Annotated in this window: 21 protein-coding genes; 4 read left to right on the plus strand and 17 right to left on the minus strand. The window is 39.8% G+C overall.

Annotated features, from left to right (window positions below; translation table 11 throughout):
• Positions 1 to 6: 6 nt before the first annotated feature.
• The gene (locus IGI38_RS22770) at positions 7 to 1125 is read left to right on the plus strand and encodes a glycosyl hydrolase family 8 (protein ID WP_438734211.1); all 1119 of its coding nucleotides are present in this window, start codon (positions 7 to 9) and stop codon (positions 1123 to 1125) included.
• Positions 1126 to 1303: 178 nt separating this feature from the next.
• On the opposite strand, the gene IGI38_RS22775 is transcribed toward IGI38_RS22770, so the two are convergent.
• From IGI38_RS22775 to IGI38_RS22795, 5 genes are all read right to left on the minus strand, one after another.
• The gene (locus tag IGI38_RS22775; protein ID WP_438734212.1) at positions 1304 to 2155 is read right to left on the minus strand and encodes an arginase family protein; all 852 of its coding nucleotides are present in this window, start codon (positions 2153 to 2155) and stop codon (positions 1304 to 1306) included.
• A gap of 89 nt (positions 2156 to 2244) precedes the next feature.
• Entirely contained in the window at positions 2245 to 2805 is a 561-nt protein-coding gene (locus tag IGI38_RS22780) for a YbhB/YbcL family Raf kinase inhibitor-like protein (protein WP_438734213.1), read from the minus strand.
• A gap of 14 nt (positions 2806 to 2819) precedes the next feature.
• Complete coding sequence (locus IGI38_RS22785; RefSeq protein ID WP_438734214.1) at positions 2820 to 3413, minus strand: Crp/Fnr family transcriptional regulator; 594 nt, start codon at positions 3411 to 3413, stop codon at positions 2820 to 2822.
• Between the two features lie 114 nt (positions 3414 to 3527).
• Complete coding sequence (locus IGI38_RS22790) at positions 3528 to 4214, minus strand: winged helix-turn-helix domain-containing protein (RefSeq protein WP_438734215.1); 687 nt, start codon at positions 4212 to 4214, stop codon at positions 3528 to 3530.
• A 51-nt stretch (positions 4215 to 4265) separates the two neighbouring features.
• Positions 4266 to 4874: a TetR/AcrR family transcriptional regulator gene (locus IGI38_RS22795; protein WP_438734216.1), complete on the minus strand. Its 609-nt coding sequence runs from the start codon at positions 4872 to 4874 to the stop codon at positions 4266 to 4268.
• Between the two features lie 74 nt (positions 4875 to 4948).
• Here IGI38_RS22795 and IGI38_RS22800 point away from each other — a divergent pair, with 74 nt between their 5' ends.
• Both IGI38_RS22800 and IGI38_RS22805 read left to right on the plus strand, forming a co-directional pair.
• Positions 4949 to 5554 carry a TetR/AcrR family transcriptional regulator gene (locus IGI38_RS22800; protein WP_438734217.1) on the plus strand — a complete coding sequence of 202 codons (606 nt, stop codon included), beginning with the start codon at positions 4949 to 4951 and terminating at the stop codon, positions 5552 to 5554.
• A 463-nt stretch (positions 5555 to 6017) separates the two neighbouring features.
• The gene (locus tag IGI38_RS22805; RefSeq protein WP_438734218.1) at positions 6018 to 6857 is read left to right on the plus strand and encodes an aldo/keto reductase; all 840 of its coding nucleotides are present in this window, start codon (positions 6018 to 6020) and stop codon (positions 6855 to 6857) included.
• Positions 6858 to 6947: 90 nt separating this feature from the next.
• Here the strand turns inward: IGI38_RS22805 and IGI38_RS22810 are convergent, their stop codons facing one another.
• On the minus strand, positions 6948 to 7898 hold the full coding sequence (locus IGI38_RS22810) for an alpha/beta fold hydrolase (protein ID WP_438734219.1): 951 nt from the start codon (positions 7896 to 7898) through the stop codon (positions 6948 to 6950).
• A 117-nt stretch (positions 7899 to 8015) separates the two neighbouring features.
• On the opposite strand from IGI38_RS22810, the gene IGI38_RS22815 reads away from it, so the two are divergent.
• Positions 8016 to 8543, plus strand: coding sequence for a TetR/AcrR family transcriptional regulator (locus IGI38_RS22815; protein WP_438734220.1), 528 nt, complete (start codon positions 8016 to 8018; stop codon positions 8541 to 8543).
• 165 nt (positions 8544 to 8708) lie between these two features.
• Here the strand turns inward: IGI38_RS22815 and IGI38_RS22820 are convergent, their stop codons facing one another.
• The 11 genes from IGI38_RS22820 to IGI38_RS22870 all read right to left on the minus strand — a co-directional run bounded on the left by IGI38_RS22820 (position 8709) and on the right by IGI38_RS22870 (position 23079).
• The gene (locus tag IGI38_RS22820; RefSeq protein WP_438734221.1) at positions 8709 to 9479 is read right to left on the minus strand and encodes a YibE/F family protein; all 771 of its coding nucleotides are present in this window, start codon (positions 9477 to 9479) and stop codon (positions 8709 to 8711) included.
• Positions 9476 to 10519: a YibE/F family protein gene (locus IGI38_RS22825; protein WP_438734223.1), complete on the minus strand. Its 1044-nt coding sequence runs from the start codon at positions 10517 to 10519 to the stop codon at positions 9476 to 9478. The genes IGI38_RS22820 and IGI38_RS22825 overlap by 4 nt, the downstream gene beginning before the upstream one ends.
• A 169-nt stretch (positions 10520 to 10688) precedes the next feature.
• Positions 10689 to 12143 (minus strand): ABC transporter ATP-binding protein, encoded by a 1455-nt coding sequence (locus IGI38_RS22830; protein WP_438734224.1) that lies wholly within the window; start codon positions 12141 to 12143, stop codon positions 10689 to 10691.
• Positions 12144 to 12836, minus strand: coding sequence for an energy-coupling factor transporter transmembrane component T (locus IGI38_RS22835; RefSeq protein WP_438734225.1), 693 nt, complete (start codon positions 12834 to 12836; stop codon positions 12144 to 12146). It abuts the gene before it with no gap.
• A gap of 16 nt (positions 12837 to 12852) precedes the next feature.
• Positions 12853 to 13458: an MptD family putative ECF transporter S component gene (locus tag IGI38_RS22840; RefSeq protein WP_438734227.1), complete on the minus strand. Its 606-nt coding sequence runs from the start codon at positions 13456 to 13458 to the stop codon at positions 12853 to 12855.
• A gap of 234 nt (positions 13459 to 13692) precedes the next feature.
• Positions 13693 to 15432 carry an ABC transporter ATP-binding protein gene (locus IGI38_RS22845; protein WP_438734228.1) on the minus strand — a complete coding sequence of 580 codons (1740 nt, stop codon included), beginning with the start codon at positions 15430 to 15432 and terminating at the stop codon, positions 13693 to 13695.
• 1 nt (position 15433) lies between these two features.
• Positions 15434 to 17182 carry an ABC transporter ATP-binding protein gene (locus tag IGI38_RS22850; protein ID WP_438734230.1) on the minus strand — a complete coding sequence of 583 codons (1749 nt, stop codon included), beginning with the start codon at positions 17180 to 17182 and terminating at the stop codon, positions 15434 to 15436.
• A 255-nt stretch (positions 17183 to 17437) separates the two neighbouring features.
• Complete coding sequence (locus tag IGI38_RS22855; protein WP_438734232.1) at positions 17438 to 17554, minus strand: putative metal homeostasis protein; 117 nt, start codon at positions 17552 to 17554, stop codon at positions 17438 to 17440.
• Between the two features lie 23 nt (positions 17555 to 17577).
• Positions 17578 to 19104 (minus strand): metal ABC transporter solute-binding protein, Zn/Mn family, encoded by a 1527-nt coding sequence (locus IGI38_RS22860; RefSeq protein ID WP_438734233.1) that lies wholly within the window; start codon positions 19102 to 19104, stop codon positions 17578 to 17580.
• A gap of 431 nt (positions 19105 to 19535) precedes the next feature.
• On the minus strand, positions 19536 to 21320 hold the full coding sequence (locus IGI38_RS22865) for an ABC transporter ATP-binding protein (RefSeq protein ID WP_438734234.1): 1785 nt from the start codon (positions 21318 to 21320) through the stop codon (positions 19536 to 19538).
• Entirely contained in the window at positions 21313 to 23079 is a 1767-nt protein-coding gene (locus tag IGI38_RS22870; protein WP_438734235.1) for an ABC transporter ATP-binding protein, read from the minus strand. The genes IGI38_RS22865 and IGI38_RS22870 overlap by 8 nt, the downstream gene beginning before the upstream one ends.
• Between the last annotated feature and the right edge of the window lie 23 nt (positions 23080 to 23102).

Consider the following 23102-nt stretch of genomic DNA (forward strand, 5'->3'; position numbering starts at 1 on the left):
AATATTATGCGCAGACGTCCTGCGATCATGTGGCCGCTGTTGGTGTTACTCTTTTTTGGGTATGTCGCAGCAGTGCTCTTTAATATAAAAGACAATCAACTTAGATTAGAAAAAACAACCTACCAACAATGGCAAGCTGCTTATGTAAAAGAAAGCGATGAAGGAAATTTTGTCAAAACAAACCCAGGCAAAAAAAATAGTATTTCTCTTTCCGAAGGTCATGGCTACGGCATGCTGATCACCCTCCAAGCTGCCAAGCGCGGCTGGGCTTCTGAAGATGATTTTAATGACTTTTATCGCTATTACAAAAATTTTCAGATCAGTAAAGACAATCCGTTAATGAGTTGGCGTCAAACGTTTAAAAGTGACGATGAGCCGACAAAAGAAACAACAAATGCGACCGATGGCGATCTGGATATCGCCTATGCTCTGATTGAAGCCAGCAAACAATGGCCCGATAGTCAGACTGATTATAATCGCGCCGCGAAACAATTACTCTTGGCAATTAAAACACGAAACTATAATTCAACAAATAAATTGTTAACCGTTGGCGACTGGGCAACGAAGGATTCTGAATTTTATGATTTGATTCGTCCTTCGGATATCATCCCAAGTTATTTTGATACCTTCGCCGCATTCAGCGGAGATAATTTTTGGAAAACCCTTAAAACAAATTCTGTCGATGTACTGGAAGATTTGAGCAAACAACAAAAAACCGGGCTGATGCCGGACTTCGCTTGGGTGAAAAAAGCGACAGCCACTCCTGCGAAAAAAGATCAGGTAGCAGGCGCAAATGATGGCAATTACGGAGCCAATGCTTGTCGAATTCCATGGCGGCTTGCAAGCTCAAACGATCCGGCTGTCAATCAAGTATTAAGTAAAATGATGAACTTCTTTTTGAAAAAAGAAGCCATCGCGACTGGCTATACGCTCAATGGAAGTCCATTAGACAACAATTCTTCCAGCGAATTCTCTACTCCCGTTTTATATGCCGCTCAGCAAAAGAAGGCCTATGGAAATCTTGTCGCTTCCGAATCCTGGGTACTTCGTTCCGGTTTGGCCAAAGACAACTATTACGGAGATACATTAACTACCCTGATTGCTTTACAAATGAATCAAAAATAAAAGGTTGTGACAGAAGTGGGCAGCTTCAAGGAATTACGGCTTATCTCCGAATGCTAGCTCTGTTTAGTGAAACTTAGCAGTAACTGTATGCGTAGCTTGCGAAGAAAAAGCCACTTCTGGCGCACCGTTTGTTCGGAAAAGGAGCTGTGACAAAATTCTTGTCACAGCTCCTTTTTGCTTAACGAAATACATCAAATCCGCTCAAAAGATTCTTCAAGTTCCGAGCATCCCAAGGCAATAATTCCGCAATTGTCAATCCAACGATGTCACTTTGCTCCGCGATTGCCGCCATCGTTTCTTTCACTTCTTCTAGGGACATTTTTCCCGCCTCGGCAGGAAAATCCGTCACTCCAGGTTCTGCGAAATACAACGAACGAAACTCATTAGGATCTAACACATCCAAATCAAAATGAACAACTACTTTGCTAAATTGATGCTCTTCTAGCCAGCTTCTGATTTCATTCGGAGTTATCCGCGTTTGCTTTTGTATTTGGTATTCTATCCCTAGTCTTTCCAAAATTACTTTTTCATCGGCAGTAGGTTCTTGAAGACCCACATACAAAACATCTTTTGCCGCAAATGGATGCTCTACCTTTTCAGCAAGAACAGGATCGCCGTCGTTTAACAAATTCCCTAAGACCATCGCATGCTCATTGTAGAAAATATCCGGCGTTGAAATATCTGGATGCGCATCGAGCCAGATGATTCCTAACTGATCTCCGTATTTTCCATGTAAATAATCAAAAGGCGCCTGCGAAACTAAACAATCACCGCCCAAAGTAATTATCTTATCGGGCGCTTCTTCTTGAATAATCGTCATCGTCCTAGCCACATTTTCAGCAACAATACGTTGAGCTGTTACACCATATTCCTTTTCCAATGGTGTTTCGTACTCAGGAATAGGCACTGTGACTTCTTTTTGCTCCAAATTTTTAGGAACCAGAAACGTCAGCAGATCAGATCCTAGTGAGTAGGTTGGATTATTGCCGCCTTGCCATTGAGGCACTTTTAAGCGAAGTGTTGTATTCAACGATACCTCTCCTCTACCAGTTTATTCGATACTGCTTTTATCTTACCTTCAATTGCTTCGCGCATGCAACTTCATTTCCTTAGAACTGCTTAGTTATTAGTCGTATATTCACCGATCAGATAGCCATATTGCAGAATATGACCTTCCATCGCTTCTAAAAGCGCCCTTTTTTTCGTTGAAGCGGCTAAATCCATTGTTGTATCCAAGACAAAGACATTATACTTGTAGCGATGACTACCAAATGGCGGCTTTGGTCCACGATAACGATGTTTTCCATAACCGACTCCCTGCACCGCATCAGCTAATCCCGATACTTGCTTACCTTCAGGGATTTCCGCTGGAATAATAGTCATTGGCGGTACATTCCAAATCAGCCAATGATTGTAAACACCGGCCAGCGGGTGGTCCAGATCATCCATAATCACCACCAGAGAAACAGCCTCTTTATCTAACTCAGCCAACTGTAATTCCGGCGATACATCCTCTCCATTTCCCGTATACTTTACAGGGATCTTTCCGCCATCCTCAAACGCCGAGCTCGTAACTTTTAACGCCGGAACATCCTCAATCACAATATCCTTTTGTCGACGAAGAGCTAGAACAACCCCGCCCAATAGAATAATTCCGCCAGCAATACCTATGAACATCATTCTCCGCCTCCTCATTAATTTTCTTCTCTCAAGGTCCGTCGAATACGGCTTAAGGAAACCGGTGTGACTCCGATATAAGAGGCGATATGTCCATGGTTCACACGTTGATCAATATCTGGAATCTCATTTTTCAAATTTATGTAACGCTCTGTTGCGCTTTCCGTCAGTAATGCCGTCTCACGAACCAGTTTGATTCGCAGCGTCTCTTCCAGTATTCCGATATAAATTTGAGCCAAAGCAGATTCCTTCACCATGAGAAGCTGGACTAATTCATAATTAAAACAAACCATTCTGCATGGTTCCACCGCTTCAAAATTACACATGACTCGACCACTAAAAACAACATGCTGCGTACTAAATACTTGCCCAGCTTCCAAAAACTGGTGGGTCAAATCATTCCCCTGATAATCTAAATAGTACTTGCGAATCAAACCATTGACCAATAAATAGAGTTTATTTTCTTCATCCCCCGCCGCAACAATCAAATCATCCGCTGCAAAATCAACAAAGGTCCCTAGTTCGACTAACTGAGTAAGGACATCTTCTTCGATCATCACTCCGGCATAGCGGTTCGCTAACCTTCGGATTACCTGTTCAATCTCTGTCATCGCTTGCTCCTTCTGTTCTTTTCATTTATTGTATCGAAGGAAGAAAGCCCTGTCATTAACATAGGATAAGGTCCTGCACATACAGTACCTAGTTTTTACAATTCATAAACGAAACTATGCACTCAAGGAAAACTCATTTTTATCCAATAGCGTCACCAACGTATCCCCCAGCTGGTATCCTCGGCCCCACAACGTTTTCAATTCATTCTCGTCCAATCCGACGTGAATCATTTTTTCCCGTATACAGCTAACTAAAAAAGAGAGCTGACAAACATTTGAAGTATTCATTCCACTTCCCCAAATTTCAGCGCAAAGATCCTCTCTAGATAATTGAGCACCCTTTGACTTGTATAAAAAGTAAAGAACTTTTCTTTCATTTTTTGTCAGCTTAGAAATGAATTTACTGTAGATCTTGTTCACATCACTTTTTAACTCACCAATTTGTTCCTTCATCCCAGCGATTTTTTCAATGAATTCTTCCATTGAAGTCTCCTCTGTATACCACTCATCGATCTGCGAAACCATCCAATCGAAGTCTGTCTCCTTTAACTGATCTTTGCTTCCTTTTCTCAGCAGCAACAACCCTCTTTGCTTTAAAGAAGCGAGATATTTTGATAATTCCAGACTAGAAATCGTGTCACTTAAAATGGCTATAGAAAAATAGCCGATGACTTCCGGATGAAAATCAGCCTGTTCTAATAAACTAGATGTACAAAATACCTCATCATTGATTTTTTGAAGAGAAAGCTGCAGTTCTTGTTCCGCTAACGGATTTTTGGTAATTATCAAAATTTTTGCCACTATTCATTCACCCTTTCATTTTTGAGAAACTGTATTTTTTTGACACATACGCTATTTAGATTCCAATTCTGAATATAAAGAACTCAGATTGGTAATTAATAAAACCAAAATTCGATCTGCGATATCTTCAATGGGTTCTTCAAAATTTGAGCTAAACCACTTTTCGACAATTGAAACTACCCCATTAGTCATAAACAAAGAATAATATTCGATTCTTGATTCTGCTAAGACTTCGTAGAAAGGCCGAGGCAGTGTTTGGACAAAATGATCATGATAGTTCTTTTGTAATAGCCGAATAAAATCCAATTTTTCATGATTCATATTGAAGAAGGCCAGCACTAACTTTTTATTACTATAGAAAAAATCGAGAATTTTATATGTATATGGATAGAAATCCTGATAGGCTTCCTTCTTTTTATTCGCATTCATTTGTTCCAATAACCGTTGATCACCCTTTAACAGTTCATTGAAAGTTTCCAAAAATTGATCGAGCAATTCAGCCAATAAAGCATCTTTATTTTTAAAATAGTTATAGAAAGTGACTCTACTGACATAAGCGTTCTCAACGATTTCATTCACTGTAATATCTTCATATTTAGACAACGCCAATAATTCTAAAAAAGCGTCGAAGATACTTTTTTTAACAAGATTTTTATTCAAAATAGTCTTTTTTCTCCTTTTATATATTTGGCTCAGCTTTCAAATAAAGTTACAATCATATTGGGGGTGAGGTTATGGTTGATGAAAAACGCAAACTGATTGAAGATGCTTTTCTTGAACTGCTGCTTGCTAATGAGTTCAAATCGATTAGGATCAATGATATTGCAACTAATGCTGGTGTAAGTCGTGTAACCTTTTATAAAAAATTTCATAATAAAGAAGATTTGTTAGACAGCATTGTTGAGGAGTTTCTGGCTGAATTAACCATCGTTTTCCAATCAAATGTCTATTTCTATACCCCAGTAGGAACCCCCAGTGTCAAACTCATCCGATCGACTCTGACCACTAGGATCGAAAACGTGATTTATTTTCTTTGGGAAAATCGTAAAAAAATAAAAATCCTTACTTCACAAAATACGGACATTGACCTGCTGAAATATGTGAGAAACCTTTTTTATAAGTATTTAAAAGGGAATCTGCCAATCATTTTTTCAGTAAATTTTGACCCTCAGACTTTGACCCAATATTTAGATTACTTAGCCAGAGGCAGTTATTTGATTATCGGAACTTGGATGCGCAAAGATTTTAAAGAAAGTCCGGAAGAGATTACCGAGATTCTAGTGGATACTTCTTTGCCCATTTTCCTTGAGCTTTACCAGAAAAAGGGACTCGATCACTGATTATTCAGCAGCAATTTTCTTGTATTAATCGACGTCATTTTTTGTAAATACCCCGACAGCATATTTGAATCATGCAAAAAAAACAAATTTCCTGCTTTGCATGATTAAACAATAAAAAAATAATTTCCAATTTTTTAAAATCAATCGTAATAATATTTACTTGTCTCTGTTTTTGATAAGTTATCTTTACATTTATTAGAACTCTTTAATAAATTAACATCTTAAAGCTATTATTAGGTTTACAAAAACGGACATCATGTTAATTTATCTTTCCGAGTACTATAAAATATCGTTTGTTTCTTTATATTTTTTTTTAGTCATCCACTCCTATTTTTTTTTTGGGTTTTCTTGCTGTTACACAAAAATTACTTTTTGGTGCCTATAGCACTTTAAAGTACGTACTATACATTTGGAAATTCACCTCATATACTAGGCTAAGAAATTTATGAGGAGGTTTTTTTACATGATTCATTCTTTAACAGACAAGGTACGTTTTAACAACGGAACAGAAATCCCCGGACTTGGTTTAGGGGTATTTCAAATTCCGGATGAAGATACAGCGGAAGTCGTCAAAAATGGAATTATTAACGGGTATCGTTTGATCGATACCGCTCAAATTTATGGAAATGAAACGGGAACGGGGATTGGAATCAAAGAAGGTTTAGCCGCAACAGGACTAACTCGTGAAGACTTATTCGTTACATCAAAGGTTTGGAATAATCATCTCACTCACGCTGAAACAATCACCGCCTTTGAAGAAACTCTTGATCGGTTGGCTTTAGATTATTTAGATCTATATTTGATCCACTGGCCAGGCAAAGAGGCCTTCAAGGAATCTTGGCAAGCATTGGAAGAACTGTATGCCGCTGGAAAAATCAAAGCGATCGGTGTCAGCAATTTCGAGGTCCATCATTTAGAAGAATTGCTGTCTTACGCTAAGGTCGTTCCTGTCGTTAACCAAGTGGAACTACATCCAAAATTATCTCAGCAAACTCTGCGTGATTTCTGCGAAAAACACGCTATCAAAATCCAAGCATGGTCACCTTTGATGCAGGGAAAATTATTAAACGAACCTACTATTTTGGAAATCGCTGAAAAACACAAAAAAACACCTGCACAAGTCATCCTACGTTGGGACATTCAACAAGACATTTTACTCGTCGTAAAATCAGTCCACGAACAACGGATGCAAAGCAATGCAGATGTATTTGATTTTGAATTGGATCAAACAGATATGACCCGTCTGAATGATTTAAATGAAGCGTTGCGCAGCGGTCCTGTTCCAGACGAATTTGATTTCTAAATTTACTCATTTTGAAGCCTTCGGAAATTCTTACTTTATGGAATCTCTGAAGGCTTTATTCGATCTAGCAGCACCGATAATTCTCGTAAACTAAACCACTAGATAATTTTCTCCGCTTTTGATGGGAATTTCCAGTGTATTCACAACTTGATTGAAGGTCTCCGCTCTGCTCCATTGAGGAAAATGAGCGGTATTCTTCATACAAATATAAGCTTTGGGTGATTCGATTGCTTGATAAAAATCAAAAGCGAGCTCGTTCGAAGCATGGTAATCGTATTCTCCTTCGATCAAAATGACCGGCACCTCAAACTTTGTATCTTTCGTAAAATCAATGGTCGCTACTTCTTGCCAGAGCCGTTCTATCGACTGCTTTGATCCCTTTAATCGATTGATACAATCCATCAAAGAATAGTTTTTGGAACGAATAAAGTAGTTATAAAAAGAGGTATATGTTTTTTGTTTGTAGAGGGAACCTTTCGTTTTGATCAATTGATTCATGAAGAACATCAGATCTGTATACCAGTTTTTCTGATTAAAGGATGTATCGATTGCAGAAATCTGTTGTTTGATCTTTGGCCGCACAGGCTGATTCAAAATATAAGTCCGACTATCTTCAAACATCCTTTGGGAACAGACTACTTGGCCAACTCCAATGTAATAGTCCACCAATTCAGGGTATTGCTTGATAAATTCCAGCCCAATGATACTTCCCCACGAATGCCCCATTAGACAAACGTTGTCTTTTTCCCATTCAGTCAGCAAATGCTCAATCAAAACTTTTAAATCAGATACAAAGGTATTGATCGTCATTCTCTCATTTTTCGCAAACGGATAATAGGATTTTCCCGAGCCTCGTTGTTCCCAAATAACGAGTGTATACTTTTGGGCCAGCTCTTTGTTGAAGTGTTCGACCAGCGGCAATGCCGCATCCCCAGGTCCGCCATGTAAATAAATCAACATCGGATTTTCAACATTCTCGCTAATGAATTGGACATATTGCTTCACGCCATTGATTACATACCATTTCCCAATATTCTTCATAATTCTTCTCCTCCATTTGACACAACTGTGTCACGCAACTATAGTTTAAGAGAGAACCGACACCCTTTCAATCAAAGGAAACAGATTACCATAAAGTGTGTCACTAGGAGGTCATTCATGGGAAAAGAAGTTCAAATCATAGCTGGATTGTTCGCCGTGATGGAAGTAGATGAGTATGCCTTGATTACAGTAACTCAGATTGCACAGGAAGCGGCTATCGGCAGAAAAACCTTTTATCGTTATTTCAAAAACAAAGAGGAGGTACTGGAGCGAGCCGTCGAACACCTTTTTTTAGAATATGCTGCCTTTGAAGAACGCTACTCGGCCGCCAATTACGAAACACTGGTCTATCATCATTTCACTTTTTGGCAGAAGCATCTTGCTCAACTCAAGGTGCTCTATAAAAATGATTTGATGTTCTACATTTTTAAACAATACCAAAAACGAATACCGAAATTGAACAATGGTTATGTCAGACAAGAAAAGCTCAGCCCCAACATAGCGGAATATGCCCATGCCTTTACTAGCGGCGTATTTTGGTCGATCCTCTACACCTGGATCGAAAACGGCGCGCAAGAAACACCACAAGAACTGGCAGCGATTTGTTCAACTTTTTTAAGCAGCCCTGTTCAGATCAATGACTAAAGGATCAGTTTTCAGACTTGCCAGAGATTTCTAAACTATCAATACAAATAATGACTAATCCTTCTATCTATTTCTTAGAAGGATTAGTCATTATGCAGTTCATTAGCTATCACGTTACGTGAGAAATGTCTTTATTCTTAATAACTTCTATACTAGGATACAGCACTACTTTTCTATGTTTTTAAAATGCTGATTAAAAAAAATATAACTAGAAACGAGTGAAGTAATTGGTAAAATAATCACTGCGGCCATCCCCGTTAATAAACTGATCAGCAATTCGCTCACAAACGCTTTGGAATTGATAATCTCAAGAAAAGAATAATTCAAATCTTGAATCCAGATAATCAATGCTAGACTAGAGCCCATAAAAGCAAACAGCAGCGTATTGATTGTCGAGCTAAGTAACTCATGAACAACACTCATACTGGAGTGGACCAGTTCTTTAAACGTTAGTTTTTCCGTGCGGCGATAGATTTCATGGGTTGAACTGCTGACCGCCATACTGCTGTCGATCACGGCACCAGAAAAACTCATCAAGATGATTGAGAGATTAAGCGCGGAGAATGGAACAGCTGCGGAAAGATCCAGCATCTGTAATTCATCCAATTCCTCCATAGCGAATCCATGAACCTTAACAAGTTGTATAATAGGTAATGTAGCAATGGTGAACACCACCAAAAAGAATAAGACACAAAGAAAGGCTGCTTTTGTTTTTTGATTGAAGTCATTGATATAAAACAGCGTCACTATTGTTACTCCTAAAAAAATCAAAAAAGTCACTGGATAAACCGGGAATCCTTTACTTAATACATACAGTAGTAAGATAAATAAGCAAAAATTGGCAAAAGTACCTGTAATCATATAGATCGAACTCTTTTTGAAAATCAACAGCATCAAACCCATCAAAATCAAGGTAAGGCAAATCAATACACTCATCTGATCGCCCTCCTTTCCCATTTTTCAGCCATACTAAAAGCGAATAAGGCCGCTGGAACAGACAAGACAATCGCGAAACCGCCACATAAGGTTCGTAAAATCTCTAACGATAGGTGCATCCCGATGACTTCGGAAAAATTCCAGCCATTTGCCAGATAGAAGACTACAGATGGAATGGCTCCGCTGAGATACGCGAACATTAATACATTGATCATTGATGAAGCAGTGTCCTGAGCGATTTTTCTTCCAGATCGTACTAGTTTTTTCAGCGGAAGCTGCTCATTTTGGATACGGATCTCATCTAAAGCTGAAATGATCGTCACGACATTGTCCATACTTGCACCAATCGCACCGATCAATAGCCCCGCTAAAAAAACGGAACGATATGGTCGGGTAATAAATTGCATCTCTTCATAGCGCAAACCGCTATCTTTCAATAAATTCATCGCAACAAGACAAATAAGAAAAGCAAGAAAAACGCTGACTAAAGTGCCAAAAACTTTTCTGACGTCTAGCTTTTTAAATCCATAAGAAGTGCCCATAGCTAAAAATACAGCAATAATCGTATAAATTACCATTAGAAACAGTAGCGAAAGACTGTTGTTTCGCTGATTCACCCATAAAACCAAGACTAATAGAGAGCTGTTCAATATTAAGCCGATCAATGCTCGAATTCCTTTTTCTCCACTGATGAACAACACGGTCAAGATGAACAAACCAATTAAAATGAAAACATACCCATCTCGTTTCAACGCTAATACCTGCCAGTGGTTAGCCGATTTTTGAAGAATCAGCTGATTTCCCTTTCGGTACAGCGGAGAGACACTTTCATTTTCATAGTAGGTGGTTTCTAACGTGACGGTCCCTTTTTGATTCAATAGCTTTCCTTCTATTTTTTGTGTTTTCTCTGAGCTATTCGCTTCAACCTTTTCTACACGCAGCACAGGTTCGTCATAAAAAACACTGCTCTTTGCCTGAATAAAAAGGCCTAATAAAACGATAGCTAACAAAGCGATTATGTATGTTACGTTTTTCTTCATAGGAGCCCCCACAATTTTTTTCTTTTATTATTCTACCATCCATTAAAAAGTTAGGCGCACCTATAAATCATTCATTAGAAAATTTTAGGTGATTCTTTATATCTACCCAACAGCGATCAACAAAAAGACTTCAAGCTAGCACAATCTACTCTCTTGAAGTCGTTTCTATTTATTTAGACACTATCAATTCAGACTGTTGAATATTTTTTGGGCAAGGCTTTCCTAATTCGATCGTACTTCGACCAAATCCTTTCGCAAATTCTAGATCATGAGTAATGATCACGAACGTTATTCCTTTATCAGCATAATCAACGATCATCCGCTGTACTCGCCGCATGTTGCCAGCATCCAGGCCCGAAGTGGGTTCATCTAAAATCAGCAGCTCAGGTTCCCGCATCAAGCCAACCGCAAAAACTAACCGTTGTTTCTGACCGCCAGACAGCGTCGCCGGATGCTGCTCTTTGAAACTCCATAAATTCAATTCCTTCAACAGTTTTTCTGCTTTCGCAAAATTCTCCTCAGTCTTTTTCGTTCCTAGAAGCAGTTCATTCAAGACGCTGTCGGAAAACAGCTGATAATCTGCATCTTGCAAAACAAACCAGCATTTTTCCCGCCGCTTCTTTATAGATTGCGTTTGTCCGTCAATACTGATTATTCCCGCCTGCTCTCTATTTAATCCGCATAAAGTACGGGCCAGGGTCGTTTTTCCTAACCCATTTTCTCCTGTAATCAGAGCGATCTCACCTTTAGCCAATGAGAAATTAAGCTTCTTAATCAAGCTCGGAGCTAAACGACTATAACCAATCGTTACGTCTTTCAAGGTTAAAAACGAGGGACCATCCGCTGCTTCTGCTCTTAACAATTCCGTGATTGGAACTTCCTGTTTTTCACGAATATCAAAAGAATGCCGCTTTGCCTCTGATAACTGTCGAAACTCCTCGATCGTCCATTGTTCAACTATTTTCCCTTTCGCCATGTAAATAACTCGATCTGCCGCTTCCATCAAATAATGAATTCGATGATCCGCGATCACAATAGTTTTTCCAGCTTTTTTTAACTGCTCCACCGTTGCGGCCAATTGTGCATTGCCATGATTATCTAAATTAGCGGACGGCTCATCCAGCACAAAAATCTCAGGATAATGAACTTCCACTGCGCCCATGACAACCTTTTGTTTTTCACCACTCGAAAGCTGAGATAGCTTTCGCTTCTTTAAATAGTCCATTTGATTCAGTTTCAGTACATCATCAATTCGCTGTTTGATTGTTTGGGCTTCAAGACGATAATTTTCAGAAGCAAAAGCCAATTCATCTAATACATTCGAAGTAAAAAATTGAGAACGGGCATCCTGAAAGACACTTCCTACTTGTTCACCGTATTCCCAATCCTCCAGTTCCAAGGCATTTTTTCCATTCAATTGAAGTTCGCCGGTCAACTCTCCTTCATAATAGTGGGGAATCAGGCCGTTAATCAAACGGGTCAATGTGGTTTTCCCGCACCCTGAAGCTCCGGTCACGAGTACACATTCGCCCTTCCCTATTTCTAACGAAAGATCATCCAACTGCGGCTCTTCCGCGCCGTAACTAAAACGGATATTTTTTAACTTGATCGCTGATTGTACCATCTAGACCTCCAAAAAGTTGAATGTAAAAATACAGACCGTAAAACCGATAAAAAACACAACGAGCAGTAAATCCTTGTTGGATAAACGGGTCTGATAAATCGATGTTCGTTGGCCCGGACAATCAATGCCCTTGGTCATAGCCGCCGCTGTCAACTCATCTGTGATTTTCATCGTCCGCATCATTAAGGGAACAAAGGTGTATTCAAACGCCTGCAATGGCCGTAACCAATTTTTAGGCTGAGAGTATGAAAGACCTCGTAAGCGAGCAGACATTTGGATCGTGTCATTTTCTAATTTGATGATCGGGAAAAAGCGCAAAGTCACTGCTAAAGTGAGAATAAAATTTTTCGGCAGTCTCAGTGACTGCATCGCCGCCATCAAACGACCTGTAGGTACCTCCTGCATTACACGCGCCATTATAATAACTGGCCCAAAACGCAAGACAAGAAAACACAAAAAACCTAACATTTTCACCCACTGCTGATCTGCAGTCACGATATAAATATATAGCGCGACTGTTGCAGCAATTACCGCACTCATCTTAATCGCTGTTTGAATCAAACCTGCATAAAGTAAATAGAATAGTGCAAAAACGTTCAATAAAATCAATTGATCCATCCTTGCGAACAAAACTAAAATACTTTGGACGATCAGTAAAAGAAATTGGATTCTAGGATCAATACTTTTTTTCATAGACGTCTCCTTTTCATTACACAGATTTGATTACACCAGCTTTTACAAAATGTTTATTCAATAATTTGTAGCCGAAAAGACAACCTAAAACAATCGCGGAGATCAAGGCCCCAATAGAGATCATGATCCAAAATGGTTCTGTTAAGTATTTAAGATGATCCCCAGAATAACCCGTGTTTTCAGTCATCTTGGAGTAATAATCAGCGGAGATCGCTAGGATAATATAGTTTGAAAAGCCGTATAGAAGGTTATAGATTGTAAATGCCAGCGTTTGAGCACCCAATTTCCGATAGCCCTTCGTCTTAGCTAAAATCACCTCGCCGATCAAACCGCCCAACAATGTGATGGGCAGAATGTAGACCGTTCCCATAATGGCGTAAAACAAGCCATTGATAGCCCCGAAAATTAATAAGGTTCCTCTTTTTCCCACCTTAAATGCCATCAATAAATAAATTGGACAGGTAAAAAACAAAACAAAGGCTGTCGCATAAGGATAAAACCAGGCCATGATCGGCAATGTCACCATCGACATCACCATCATTACAACAAACTCGACCACGGTATATAATCCAATTGTTAAATAATCTTTTGAGATAAGTTTATCCGTCTTTTTCTTTTTCATTTGGTCACTCCTATTTCCTATTAATGAATTAATTTTTCCATGAAAAATTAGTTTTATGTTCAAGCCGTATATCCTTTTACTAACTTGCTAAAGCAAGAAGTAAAACTGACATCCTATTTCCTATTAATGAATTACTTTTTCCATGAAAAATTAGTTTCATGTTCAAGCCGTATATCCTTTTACTAACTCGCTAAAGCAAGAAGTAAAACTGACATCCTATTTCCTATTAATGAATTAATTTTTACTAAATTTCCAATTGGTGGCTTCGTTTTGCATATCGACTAATTTGCGATAAAGGTCGCAAGTTTGGTATAGCTCTTGATGTTTTCCCTTCGCCGCAACTTTTCCTTTTTCCAAAACAACGATCTGATCTGCGTTCATAACTGTTTTTAAACGATGCGCGATCACAATCACCGTTTTGTCTGCTACTAGATTTTTAATTGCTCGTTGAACTCCCGCTTCATTCTCTAAATCAAGGGCGGCTGTCGCTTCATCTAATAAAATGATTTCAGATTGTTTGATGAAAGCTCGGGCGATACTGATTCGTTGTTTCTCGCCGCCGGATAAGGTTGAGCCGCCTTCACCGACCAGTGTGTCATAGCCCTCTGGAAGAGCGCTGATAAATTCATGACAATGAGCTTTTTTAGCAGCTTCGACCACTTCCTCAAAGGTAGCCGTTTGATTACCGACACGAATATTATTTAAGATCGTGTCCTTAAATAAATAGACATCTTGAAACACCATCGATAAATGACTATATAAATTTTCTGGATTCACCGTTGTAAGATCTTTCCCACCGATCTCAATCACGCCTGCTTGAACATCATAGAAACGTGCCAATAATTTTACGATCGTAGATTTTCCGCTGCCCGATGGACCAACCAAAGCTGTCAGTGTTCTAGGCTGGATCTCTAGATTGATTTTTTGCAATACAAGATCATCTTTATAGGAGAAGTCAACATCTTTCAAGCGAATCGTATAATCATCCGTCAACTCTTCTGTTCCTTGAACCTCCGGCTGATTGCGGATATTCATGATTCGTTCACCGCTGATCAGCGCATAACGCATCTCCGTATAATTGATCATTAACGTAGTGAAGGGATCGTAAATACGACTAACCACCACAATAAAGACTAAGAAAACCGATTCCACTAGACTTCTTTGGGCAAGCAGATAAGAACCCATAAAAACTAATATCGGTAACCCCATCCGCAAGAGTGAGATAGCTACCATTACCACTGGTCCCAGCACCCCTTCAATCCGAATCGATTCCTTCCGCAGTGTATCAAAGGCCTGCTGAATTCGAGCAAACTGTTGACCGCCTAAAGAATAAGCCTTGATCTCTTTGATTCCCTGCAAGTATTCTTGAAGACGAGAAGCACTTTCTACCTTCGCTTGGATGTGCCGTCCGCCCAGTTTTTTCATTAAGATATTCGAACCCTTGACTACTAGTAATACAATCGGCAGCATAGCATACAGACACACGGTCATCCGCCAATCAATCAAGCATAGAGAAATAAACGCCATGACTAGTAAAATGACTGCGCCCAAAGCTTGCGGTGCTAAATGAGAAACGGCGCTTTCTAATAGTGTATAATCTCCCAACATCATCGTTGTTAGGTCGCCGGGATCACGGCTGTCTAAAAATCCTAGCGAAAGTTTTCTTAAATGATTCGCCAAATTCGTACGTCCTTTTTCTGAAACGTTATACGCCGCTGTATATTGTCTGTCGTAGGCAAGCGTAGAAACTAAGAGTTGTACAGCGAACCACACCACACTTGCAAGAATCAGATAAAGATAAAGCCGCATATCCAACGGTCGGTTCTGTTGATAGGATTCAAACAATTCAAAAATTCCGTAAAAAGCAATAACCGCTGGCAGTAAACGAGCAATTGATTCTAAAGTCGCCCAAAAAGTAGACTGTGCCAATGTTTTCGGTTCGCCCGAAGTAATATTATAAATCGCATCTTTCATCCTATTTAACCTCCCAATCTTTCGTTTCTTCATTGATCGTCCACAATTTCTGATAAAGCGGATTGCTGACAAGTAATTCTTCATGTGTTCCGGCAGCTTGAATCTCACCTTTATCGCAAACCAATATTTGATCGACATGCTGGATCGTCCAAAGACGATGAGCGATGATCAAAACGGTCTTTCCTTTGACCAGTTCGCTGATCGCTTGTTGAATATGCACTTCATTTTCAGCATCCGCGTAAGCAGTTGCCTCATCTAAAACTAAAATCGGTGAATTTTTTAAAAGCGCCCGTGCGATCGATATCCGCTGCGCTTCACCTTTAGATAAGAAGACGCCTTGCTCGCCGATCATCGTGTCATACCCATTCGGCAATTCCTGGATGAATTCATCACAGCGCGCTAATTGGGCGGCCCAGCGAACTTCTTCCAAGCTGGCCTTTTTGTTTCCTAAGCGAATATTCGCTGCGATCGTGTCATTGAATAATGTGACATCTTGGAAAACAAAGGAAACATCCCGCATCAATGTATCGATCGTTACTTCACGAATATCCGTTCCGCCGATCTTTATCGCCCCTGCTGCCGGATCATAAAAGCGTAATAGTAATTGGGCAATCGTGCTTTTCCCACCGCCTGATGGCCCAACTAAAGCATTCATCGTATTGGGCTTCAGATCAAAACTAACTTTTTTAAGTACAGAATTCCCTTCCGTATAGGCAAATGAGACTTCCTCAAAAGAAATACCGTTCCCTGAAAAACCAGATGCTGTCTCTTTTTCTATCACTGGTGCTTCTGCAAAAATTTCATCCACACGCTTTACCCCTTCATTCACATTACTGAAGGTCGACGCCGCATACATCAATTTCATAAATGGGCCAGTCGTTCCTGAAGCCAAAATGATAAACAGCATGACTGTCAGTGATAACGTTTTGTCTTGCGGACTTTGGCTAATCAAAAACGCACCAAATGGCATGACAAACAAAACAACGGACGTTATTAATGTCGTAAATAAAACATAGCCTGACCGAAACCCATTGGACCAATCCATGACTAAGTTCCGATAGTCCTTAATACTCTGATGGAATCGTTTGAAGTTTCCGACTGATAGACCAAAGACTTTGACCGCCGGCATTGCGCGAACATACTCAACACCATTACTATTCATGGCTTCCAGCGCGTCATGATATTCCTTTACCTTATTATTCTTCATCGTTTTCCCCATCAGATAAGCATAAATACCGACTGCCAGAAAAAGTGGAACTAAAGACATCAAGCCTAAACGCCAATCAATTTTCAGCATCAAGCCAATATAGATCAATGGAAAGATCAAAGCTGAAACAATATCAGGAATCTGATGTGCGATAAAAGATTCCATTTTTTCGACACATTGATCAATGATCTTCATTAATTGACCACTCGATTTCCGAGTAAAATAGCCCATCGAGACTTTTGATAGATGCTGCAGGATATCCATTCGGATCTCATATAGAATGTCGAAAGCAGCAACATGCGAGCACATCGATGAGGCATACAGAAGAACTACCCCGACTAAGACACTTCCCATTGAAACTAAACTCCAATGAATCAAGCCGTTGGCTGAATAATCACCAACCATCAATAATTCAATGATTTTATAAATACAATAAAAAGGAATAAACTGTACCACTGTTGAAACCGTCGCCAAAATACCGGAGGCCGTTAACAACCCTTTCTTTTTCTTAATGTAACGAACCAATACCGATTCATTCTTCATTTATCTAACTCCTTCCACATTTTCAACTCATTTACCAACAATCCCGAAACTCAAATGATAATGAGATTCATTCTCATTTAAACACTTTTTCTGATCGTTTTCAATACTATCTTTCAGGTTGCTACAGGAAATGACTGAACATGAACGCACAATTGCGGATTTAAATAATTCATTTACCCTTAGAAATTTTTCTGATTAGACTCCTTTAGCGAGAACGATCTCCTAAACATTGATTCGTCTAGGAGATCGTTTCTGCTATTTTCTTGTTCGGTTTCTTTTGGCTTCTTTGATGATCTTTAACGCCCGTTTGCGCGTCTTAATATTGGGGCTCTTTAGGCGTCGGTATGCACTAGAGATATCGGTCTTTTCCATTAATTCCACCTCTTACTTGATTATTAATGAGCCAACATTTCTTGAGCGATTTCATGACTGGCCATACGAGTTGGATAGTAGGTCGGCCAATTATCGAGCTCATTGTATAAGGCTTTTTGACTCTCGCCGCCAAAGTAAATATGAAAATGCGCCGCTTTTGCTGGTGCGATTCCATGATCGCTGAATTGAACATATTTATACTCTCCGGCAGCCGGATCTTTGGTTTCAAAGGTGAAACGAACCCCGCGATTGCCTTTTTCATAAGTTAATATTTCATGACCGGCATATTCATAGGTATAGTTATGATGTTTCCCATTAACGATGAAGTCGATTTTATTGTCTGTAATCTTGATTTCATCTACATCCGTCTTATAGCCTTTTTCATAGTAGGTCTTATATTCCGCAGCTGTCTTATCCTTCTTTAACTTTGCTTTGTAATCAAAAACTTCATCCAATGTTCCATTTTCTACTAATGGATAAACGGACTGCCAATCACCGGCGTAATCTGATAATTTTCGATCTTTCACTTCAGCATCTTTGAAATAGCCGTTGTAGATTGTCTGCTCAGTCTTCGCTTCTTCCTCAGGTTTTACTTCTTTGCCAGCAACATTTGTCGTCTTCTTTAAGGCCGCCAAGTTCTCTTTCATCACTGATAAATAATTCTCACCAGCATCCATCTGTTTTTTAGTTAAACTTTCCAATGGATTGAGTACTTCTAATTTGACCTTAGTTTCATCCGCAAGTGTTTTCGCAGCTTTACCTTGATTATTGTTCTCGAAATAAATATAGTTGATTTCATTATCCTCAACGTAATGCTTCAATTCAGCGATTCGCGAAGGATCGGGCTCTTGATCAGGATTGATTCCTGAAATTCCCACCTGATTCAATCCATAATCCAAAGCTAAGTAGCTGAACGCGGTATGCTGAGTAACAAAATTCTTTTGTTTTGCGTCCTTTAAGCTGTCTGAATATTCGTTATCCAAAGCTTCTAATTTTGCTACGTATTTTTTAGTGTTCGTTTCAAATTCTGCCTTTTTATCTGGATACAACTTCACTAATTGATTTTTGATTGAAGTCACTTCCTTGATCGCCCGATGTGGTGAAAGCCAAGTATGCGGATCGAGTTCATGATGATGTCCCGCTTCCTCTCCATGATCATGGCCTTCCTCTTCACCACCTGGGAGCAGAAGCATATCCTTCGTACCTTCGATCGTATTGGGCGCGCCTTTCTTCCAAGACTTGATGGCATTCGGCACCCAGGTCTCCATGTTCTCATTGTGGTAAACAAAGGTATCTGCTTCGGTTATCTTCGCCATATCTTTAGCGGATGGTTCATAATCATGCGGTTCCGAGCCGGCAGGTATTAATAGAGAAACGTCGCCTTCATCTCCGACAATCGTTTTAGTAAAGTCATAGATGGGGTAAAAAGTGGTGACAATTTTCAACTTCTTGTCTTTATTTTGGGACGCTGCTTGATTATTTTCCTTACAAGCTGCTAATCCAATAAGCGCAAATAAACTGATAAGGATAATCCCTAATTTCTTTTTCATTCCGGGCCTCTTTCGTTTTGATTTATTTTGACTCTTTGCTTAGCTACTTCTTTTTCCTTCTAACTAGTCATTTCAAAAAAACACCTCGAGCTTTCGATTGATCCGTTCACCTTAACCTATTTTGGATAAGTTATCGAAACAACACCGACTAAAATTTTCTTTGAATCATTGGAAACCATTGATATGATCGATTACTATTTAGACTAAATAAATCGTAATGGTTACGATTCAACAACGACACTTTATCACTTAGCAAAAAATGTGTCAAGATAAAATAACATGAAATTTTATTCATGTGAATATCTCGTCATTTAAACCTAAAAAGCAAATTAGCTAATATCTCTTTTCAGACATGCGTTTGGCTGAAATTGTTCTGATGTAAAACGCAAAAAAAGCGATTAAAATCTCTCGATTCTAATCGCTTTTTTCTTTTAAGCAAGTTGTTCTTTCTCGAACTGGCTATTATATAGATCAGCATAAAAACCTTTTTGTTTCATCAATTCCTCATGGTTTCCTTGTTCAATAATATTTCCTTCGTTCATGACAAGGATCAGATCAGCGTTTCGAATAGTCGATAAACGATGTGCAATCACAAAGGACGTGCGATTGTTCATTAATTTATCCATCGCCGCTTGGATCAATTCTTCTGTTCGTGTATCAACGGAACTAGTCGCTTCATCCAAAATCAGCATTGGGGCGTCTTTAATGATTGCACGGGCAATCGTCAACAATTGCTTTTGTCCGACGGATAGGCTGACGCTGTCATCTAAATATGTCTCATACCCTTTTGGTAAGGTTCGAATAAAATGATCGATTCCGACTGCTTTACAGGCATTGATGACTGTTTCATTAGAAACATGCTGCTGATTATAGATCAAATTTTCTTTAATCGTTCCTTCGAACAGCCACGTATCTTGTAATACCATACAAAATTGATCATGAACTTCTTCTCGGGTCATATCTTTGATGGAGACGCCGTCAATCTTAATTTCTCCACGGTTTGTCTCGTAAAAACGCATCAGTAAATTAACAATGGTCGTTTTCCCAGCTCCTGTTGGACCAACGATGGCGATTTTTTGTCCTGCTTTTGCTTCAACATTGAAATTATGGATGATCGTCTGTTCTTTATCATAGCCGAAGCTGACATTTTCAAAACGGACATTGCCTTCTGCGTTGCGTAATTTCACCGCTTTTTCTGATTCGTCCGCCAATTCATCTTCATTCAAAAATTCAAAAACTCGGCTCATAGCAGCCCCCGCCGATTGCAAGTTAGAGAAGGCTTGCGCCAGCTGTGATAAAGGTTGTGAAAACAAACGAATGTATACCGTGAATGCGACGATGACACCAAAAGTAATATCGCCGCGCAAAGTCAAAACAGCGCCAACAACACAGACTGCAACATAGCCAAAATTCCCGATAAATCCCATCAACGGCTGCATGATTCCTGATAGAAACTGCGCCTTCCAGACACTGCCATAATAATCTTGATTCATTTCGCCAAATTCGCTCTTCATATCTTTTGCGGCACTATATGCATTAATGACTTGTTGACCAGAGTAGGCCTCCTCTGCAAAACCATTGATCTTAGCTAGTTTGTGCTGCTGCTGATTAAAATGAATCTGTGATTTTGCCATAATAAGTCCCATCAACAGAAAACCTAATAGCACAGATACAACTGATGTGAGCGTTAATAATAAATTGGTGCGGAACATCATAACCAGACAGCCGATAAATAGTGTAATTGATGGAAACAATGAACTCAAACTTTGATTCAAGGATTGACTCACAGTATCTAGGTCATTCGTCACTCGACTCAATGTGTCTCCTTGACTATGAGAATCAAAATAGTTCAAGGGTACGTCATTGATTTTTTCTGATATCTGACGGCGCATTTGCTTAGAAAAGCGTTGAGTCACTGTCGCTATGATGAACCCTTGGAAATAGGAGAGGATCGAACCGATTCCGTATAAAATGACTAGGCTCAGTCCAATCTGACCGATCTGTGTAAGATTGATTGATCCGCTTAATCCCTGTGTAATCAAATCTGTGATCTCGCTTAAGCGATTGGGTCCTACGATTTGAGTGATGCTTCCGATCGTTGCAAATAGGATCGCTGCGATCAAAGGCCATTTATATTGATTGAGCGCTTTAAAAATATTATCCCTTAAAGGATTTTCTTGCGACTGTGTTTGGATTGTTTCCAGTGTATTATCCATTGACTAATTCCTCCTTCGACAGCTGAGAATAAGCAATCTCTTGGTAGACCGCGTTTGTCTCAAGCAGAACTTCATGGGTTCCTTGTCCGACGATATGCCCCTCATCTAAAACAATGATTTGGTCGGCATCCATGATGGTGCTGATTCGTTGAGCCACGATCAATTTGGTCGTGTCAGCCAATTTTTCTTTTAGTACCTCACGTAGTTTCTTATCTGTTTTATAATCCAATGCAGAGAAGGAATCATCAAATAATAAAATCTCCGGTTGCCGCGCGATTACTCGGGCAATCGCTAGACGCTGCTTCTGTCCGCCAGAAAAATTGCTGCCATTTTGAGCAACGTGACTATTCAATTTATCTTCTTTTTCATTCACGAATTCACTGGCTTGAGCGATCGATAAAGCTGCTTGCATTTTCGCCTCATCCAATGGATCATTGCTGCTCGTTCCAAAGTCTAAATTCGATTGGATCGTTCCGCTGAACAAGACTGGTTTTTGAGGAATATAGCCGACGATGTCGTTCAGATTTACGTGACTATAGGTATTGATCGGCTGCCCATCGATTGAGATCGACCCCTCGCTAGTTTCATAAAAGCGCGGAATTAAATTCAAGATCGTACTTTTCCCGCTGCCGGTAGAGCCAATGAAAGCGACGGTGTCTCCTTGTGCCGCTTTAAAATTGATATCATGGAGCACTGGTTCGGAAGCATCTGGATAACTAAAGGAAACATGATCGAATTCCACAGTTCCTTTGACCGCTGGCTGCCTTTTTTCTCCTTCTTCTGGAAATTCCACGGAAGATTCTTTCACTAAAACTTCATTGATCCGTTTTGCCGAAACAGTTGCCCGCGGCAAAATCATAAAGATCATCGACATCAGAACAAAACTCATAACAACCTGCATCGCATACGATGAGAACACGATCATGTCGCTAAAGAGCGAGAGTTTTACCATCCCTTGCGCTTGTTGGATCATATAAGCCCCAATCCAATAAACCGCCAGAGTCAATCCGCTGGAAATCAAGCTCATTCCTGGACTCAGCATAGCCATCACTCGACCCGCAAATAAATTCGTTGACGTAAGGTCTTGATTCGCTTCCTCAAATTTTTCTTCTTGATAGTCCTCAGCATTGTACGCGCGAACCACCCGCAATCCGGTTAAATTTTCATGCGTAATACTGTTTACCTTGTCCGTCAGTTGTTGAACTTTGGCAAACCTCGGCTGCACAAGCGTCAAAATTATCGACAGCATAATCAGCAAAATCAAAACAGCGATACCGGTCGTCGTGGTCCATTGCCAATTTTTTCCAGCAATCTTCAAAACTGCCCAAACTGCTGTGATCGGCCCCTTGATCAGCAATTGCAATCCCATCGCGACCACCTGTTGAATTTGAGTTAAATCATTTGTAGTCCGGGTAGTCAAACTTGGGATCGAAAATTGCTGGATCTCATGGGTGGAATAATCCATCACCTTGCCAAACATGTCTTCTCGCAATCGGCAAGTTAGGCTCGCCGCCAATTTTGCAGCGAATAAACCGACGATCGAAGAAAAGACAAAACTCATTAAAGAAAGCAGGACCATCCAGCCCCCCGGTTTCAAAATTTCGCTGATCGCCGTATTAGGCGTCTGTACCAATGTAGTAATTTGCGACATATAATCTGGTACTTTCAAGTCCATCCATACTTGTCCGACGATGAATAGCACACTCGCCAGTACCAGCAGCCGCTCTTTTGAATTGGTTCGTTTTATTAGTTGTATCATAAAAAACCTCCTTACTTGTATTC

The organism is Enterococcus sp. AZ128 (assembly GCF_051714485.1).
Classification (GTDB): domain Bacteria; phylum Bacillota; class Bacilli; order Lactobacillales; family Enterococcaceae; genus Enterococcus_A.

Coding starts and splice junctions, on each gene's coding strand:
- IGI38_RS22820 (WP_438734221.1), bottom strand. CDS start 9,479: ATGAGTGTATTGATTTGCCTTACCTTGATTTTGATGGGTTTGATGCTG.
- IGI38_RS22840 (WP_438734227.1), bottom strand. CDS start 13,458: ATGAAAAAGAAAAAGACGGATAAACTTATCTCAAAAGATTATTTAACA.
- IGI38_RS22860 (WP_438734233.1), bottom strand. CDS start 19,104: ATGAAAAAGAAATTAGGGATTATCCTTATCAGTTTATTTGCGCTTATT.
- IGI38_RS22855 (WP_438734232.1), bottom strand. CDS start 17,554: ATGGAAAAGACCGATATCTCTAGTGCATACCGACGCCTAAAGAGCCCC.
- IGI38_RS22785 (WP_438734214.1), bottom strand. CDS start 3,413: ATGACAGAGATTGAACAGGTAATCCGAAGGTTAGCGAACCGCTATGCC.
- IGI38_RS22850 (WP_438734230.1), bottom strand. CDS start 17,182: ATGAAGAATGAATCGGTATTGGTTCGTTACATTAAGAAAAAGAAAGGG.
- IGI38_RS22835 (WP_438734225.1), bottom strand. CDS start 12,836: ATGAAAAAAAGTATTGATCCTAGAATCCAATTTCTTTTACTGATCGTC.
- IGI38_RS22815 (WP_438734220.1), top strand. CDS start 8,016: ATGGGAAAAGAAGTTCAAATCATAGCTGGATTGTTCGCCGTGATGGAA.
- IGI38_RS22780 (WP_438734213.1), bottom strand. CDS start 2,805: ATGATGTTCATAGGTATTGCTGGCGGAATTATTCTATTGGGCGGGGTT.
- IGI38_RS22845 (WP_438734228.1), bottom strand. CDS start 15,432: ATGAAAGATGCGATTTATAATATTACTTCGGGCGAACCGAAAACATTG.
- IGI38_RS22830 (WP_438734224.1), bottom strand. CDS start 12,143: ATGGTACAATCAGCGATCAAGTTAAAAAATATCCGTTTTAGTTACGGC.
- IGI38_RS22770 (WP_438734211.1), top strand. CDS start 7: ATGCGCAGACGTCCTGCGATCATGTGGCCGCTGTTGGTGTTACTCTTT.
- IGI38_RS22800 (WP_438734217.1), top strand. CDS start 4,949: ATGGTTGATGAAAAACGCAAACTGATTGAAGATGCTTTTCTTGAACTG.
- IGI38_RS22870 (WP_438734235.1), bottom strand. CDS start 23,079: ATGATACAACTAATAAAACGAACCAATTCAAAAGAGCGGCTGCTGGTA.
- IGI38_RS22805 (WP_438734218.1), top strand. CDS start 6,018: ATGATTCATTCTTTAACAGACAAGGTACGTTTTAACAACGGAACAGAA.
- IGI38_RS22810 (WP_438734219.1), bottom strand. CDS start 7,898: ATGAAGAATATTGGGAAATGGTATGTAATCAATGGCGTGAAGCAATAT.
- IGI38_RS22825 (WP_438734223.1), bottom strand. CDS start 10,519: ATGAAGAAAAACGTAACATACATAATCGCTTTGTTAGCTATCGTTTTA.
- IGI38_RS22865 (WP_438734234.1), bottom strand. CDS start 21,320: ATGGATAATACACTGGAAACAATCCAAACACAGTCGCAAGAAAATCCT.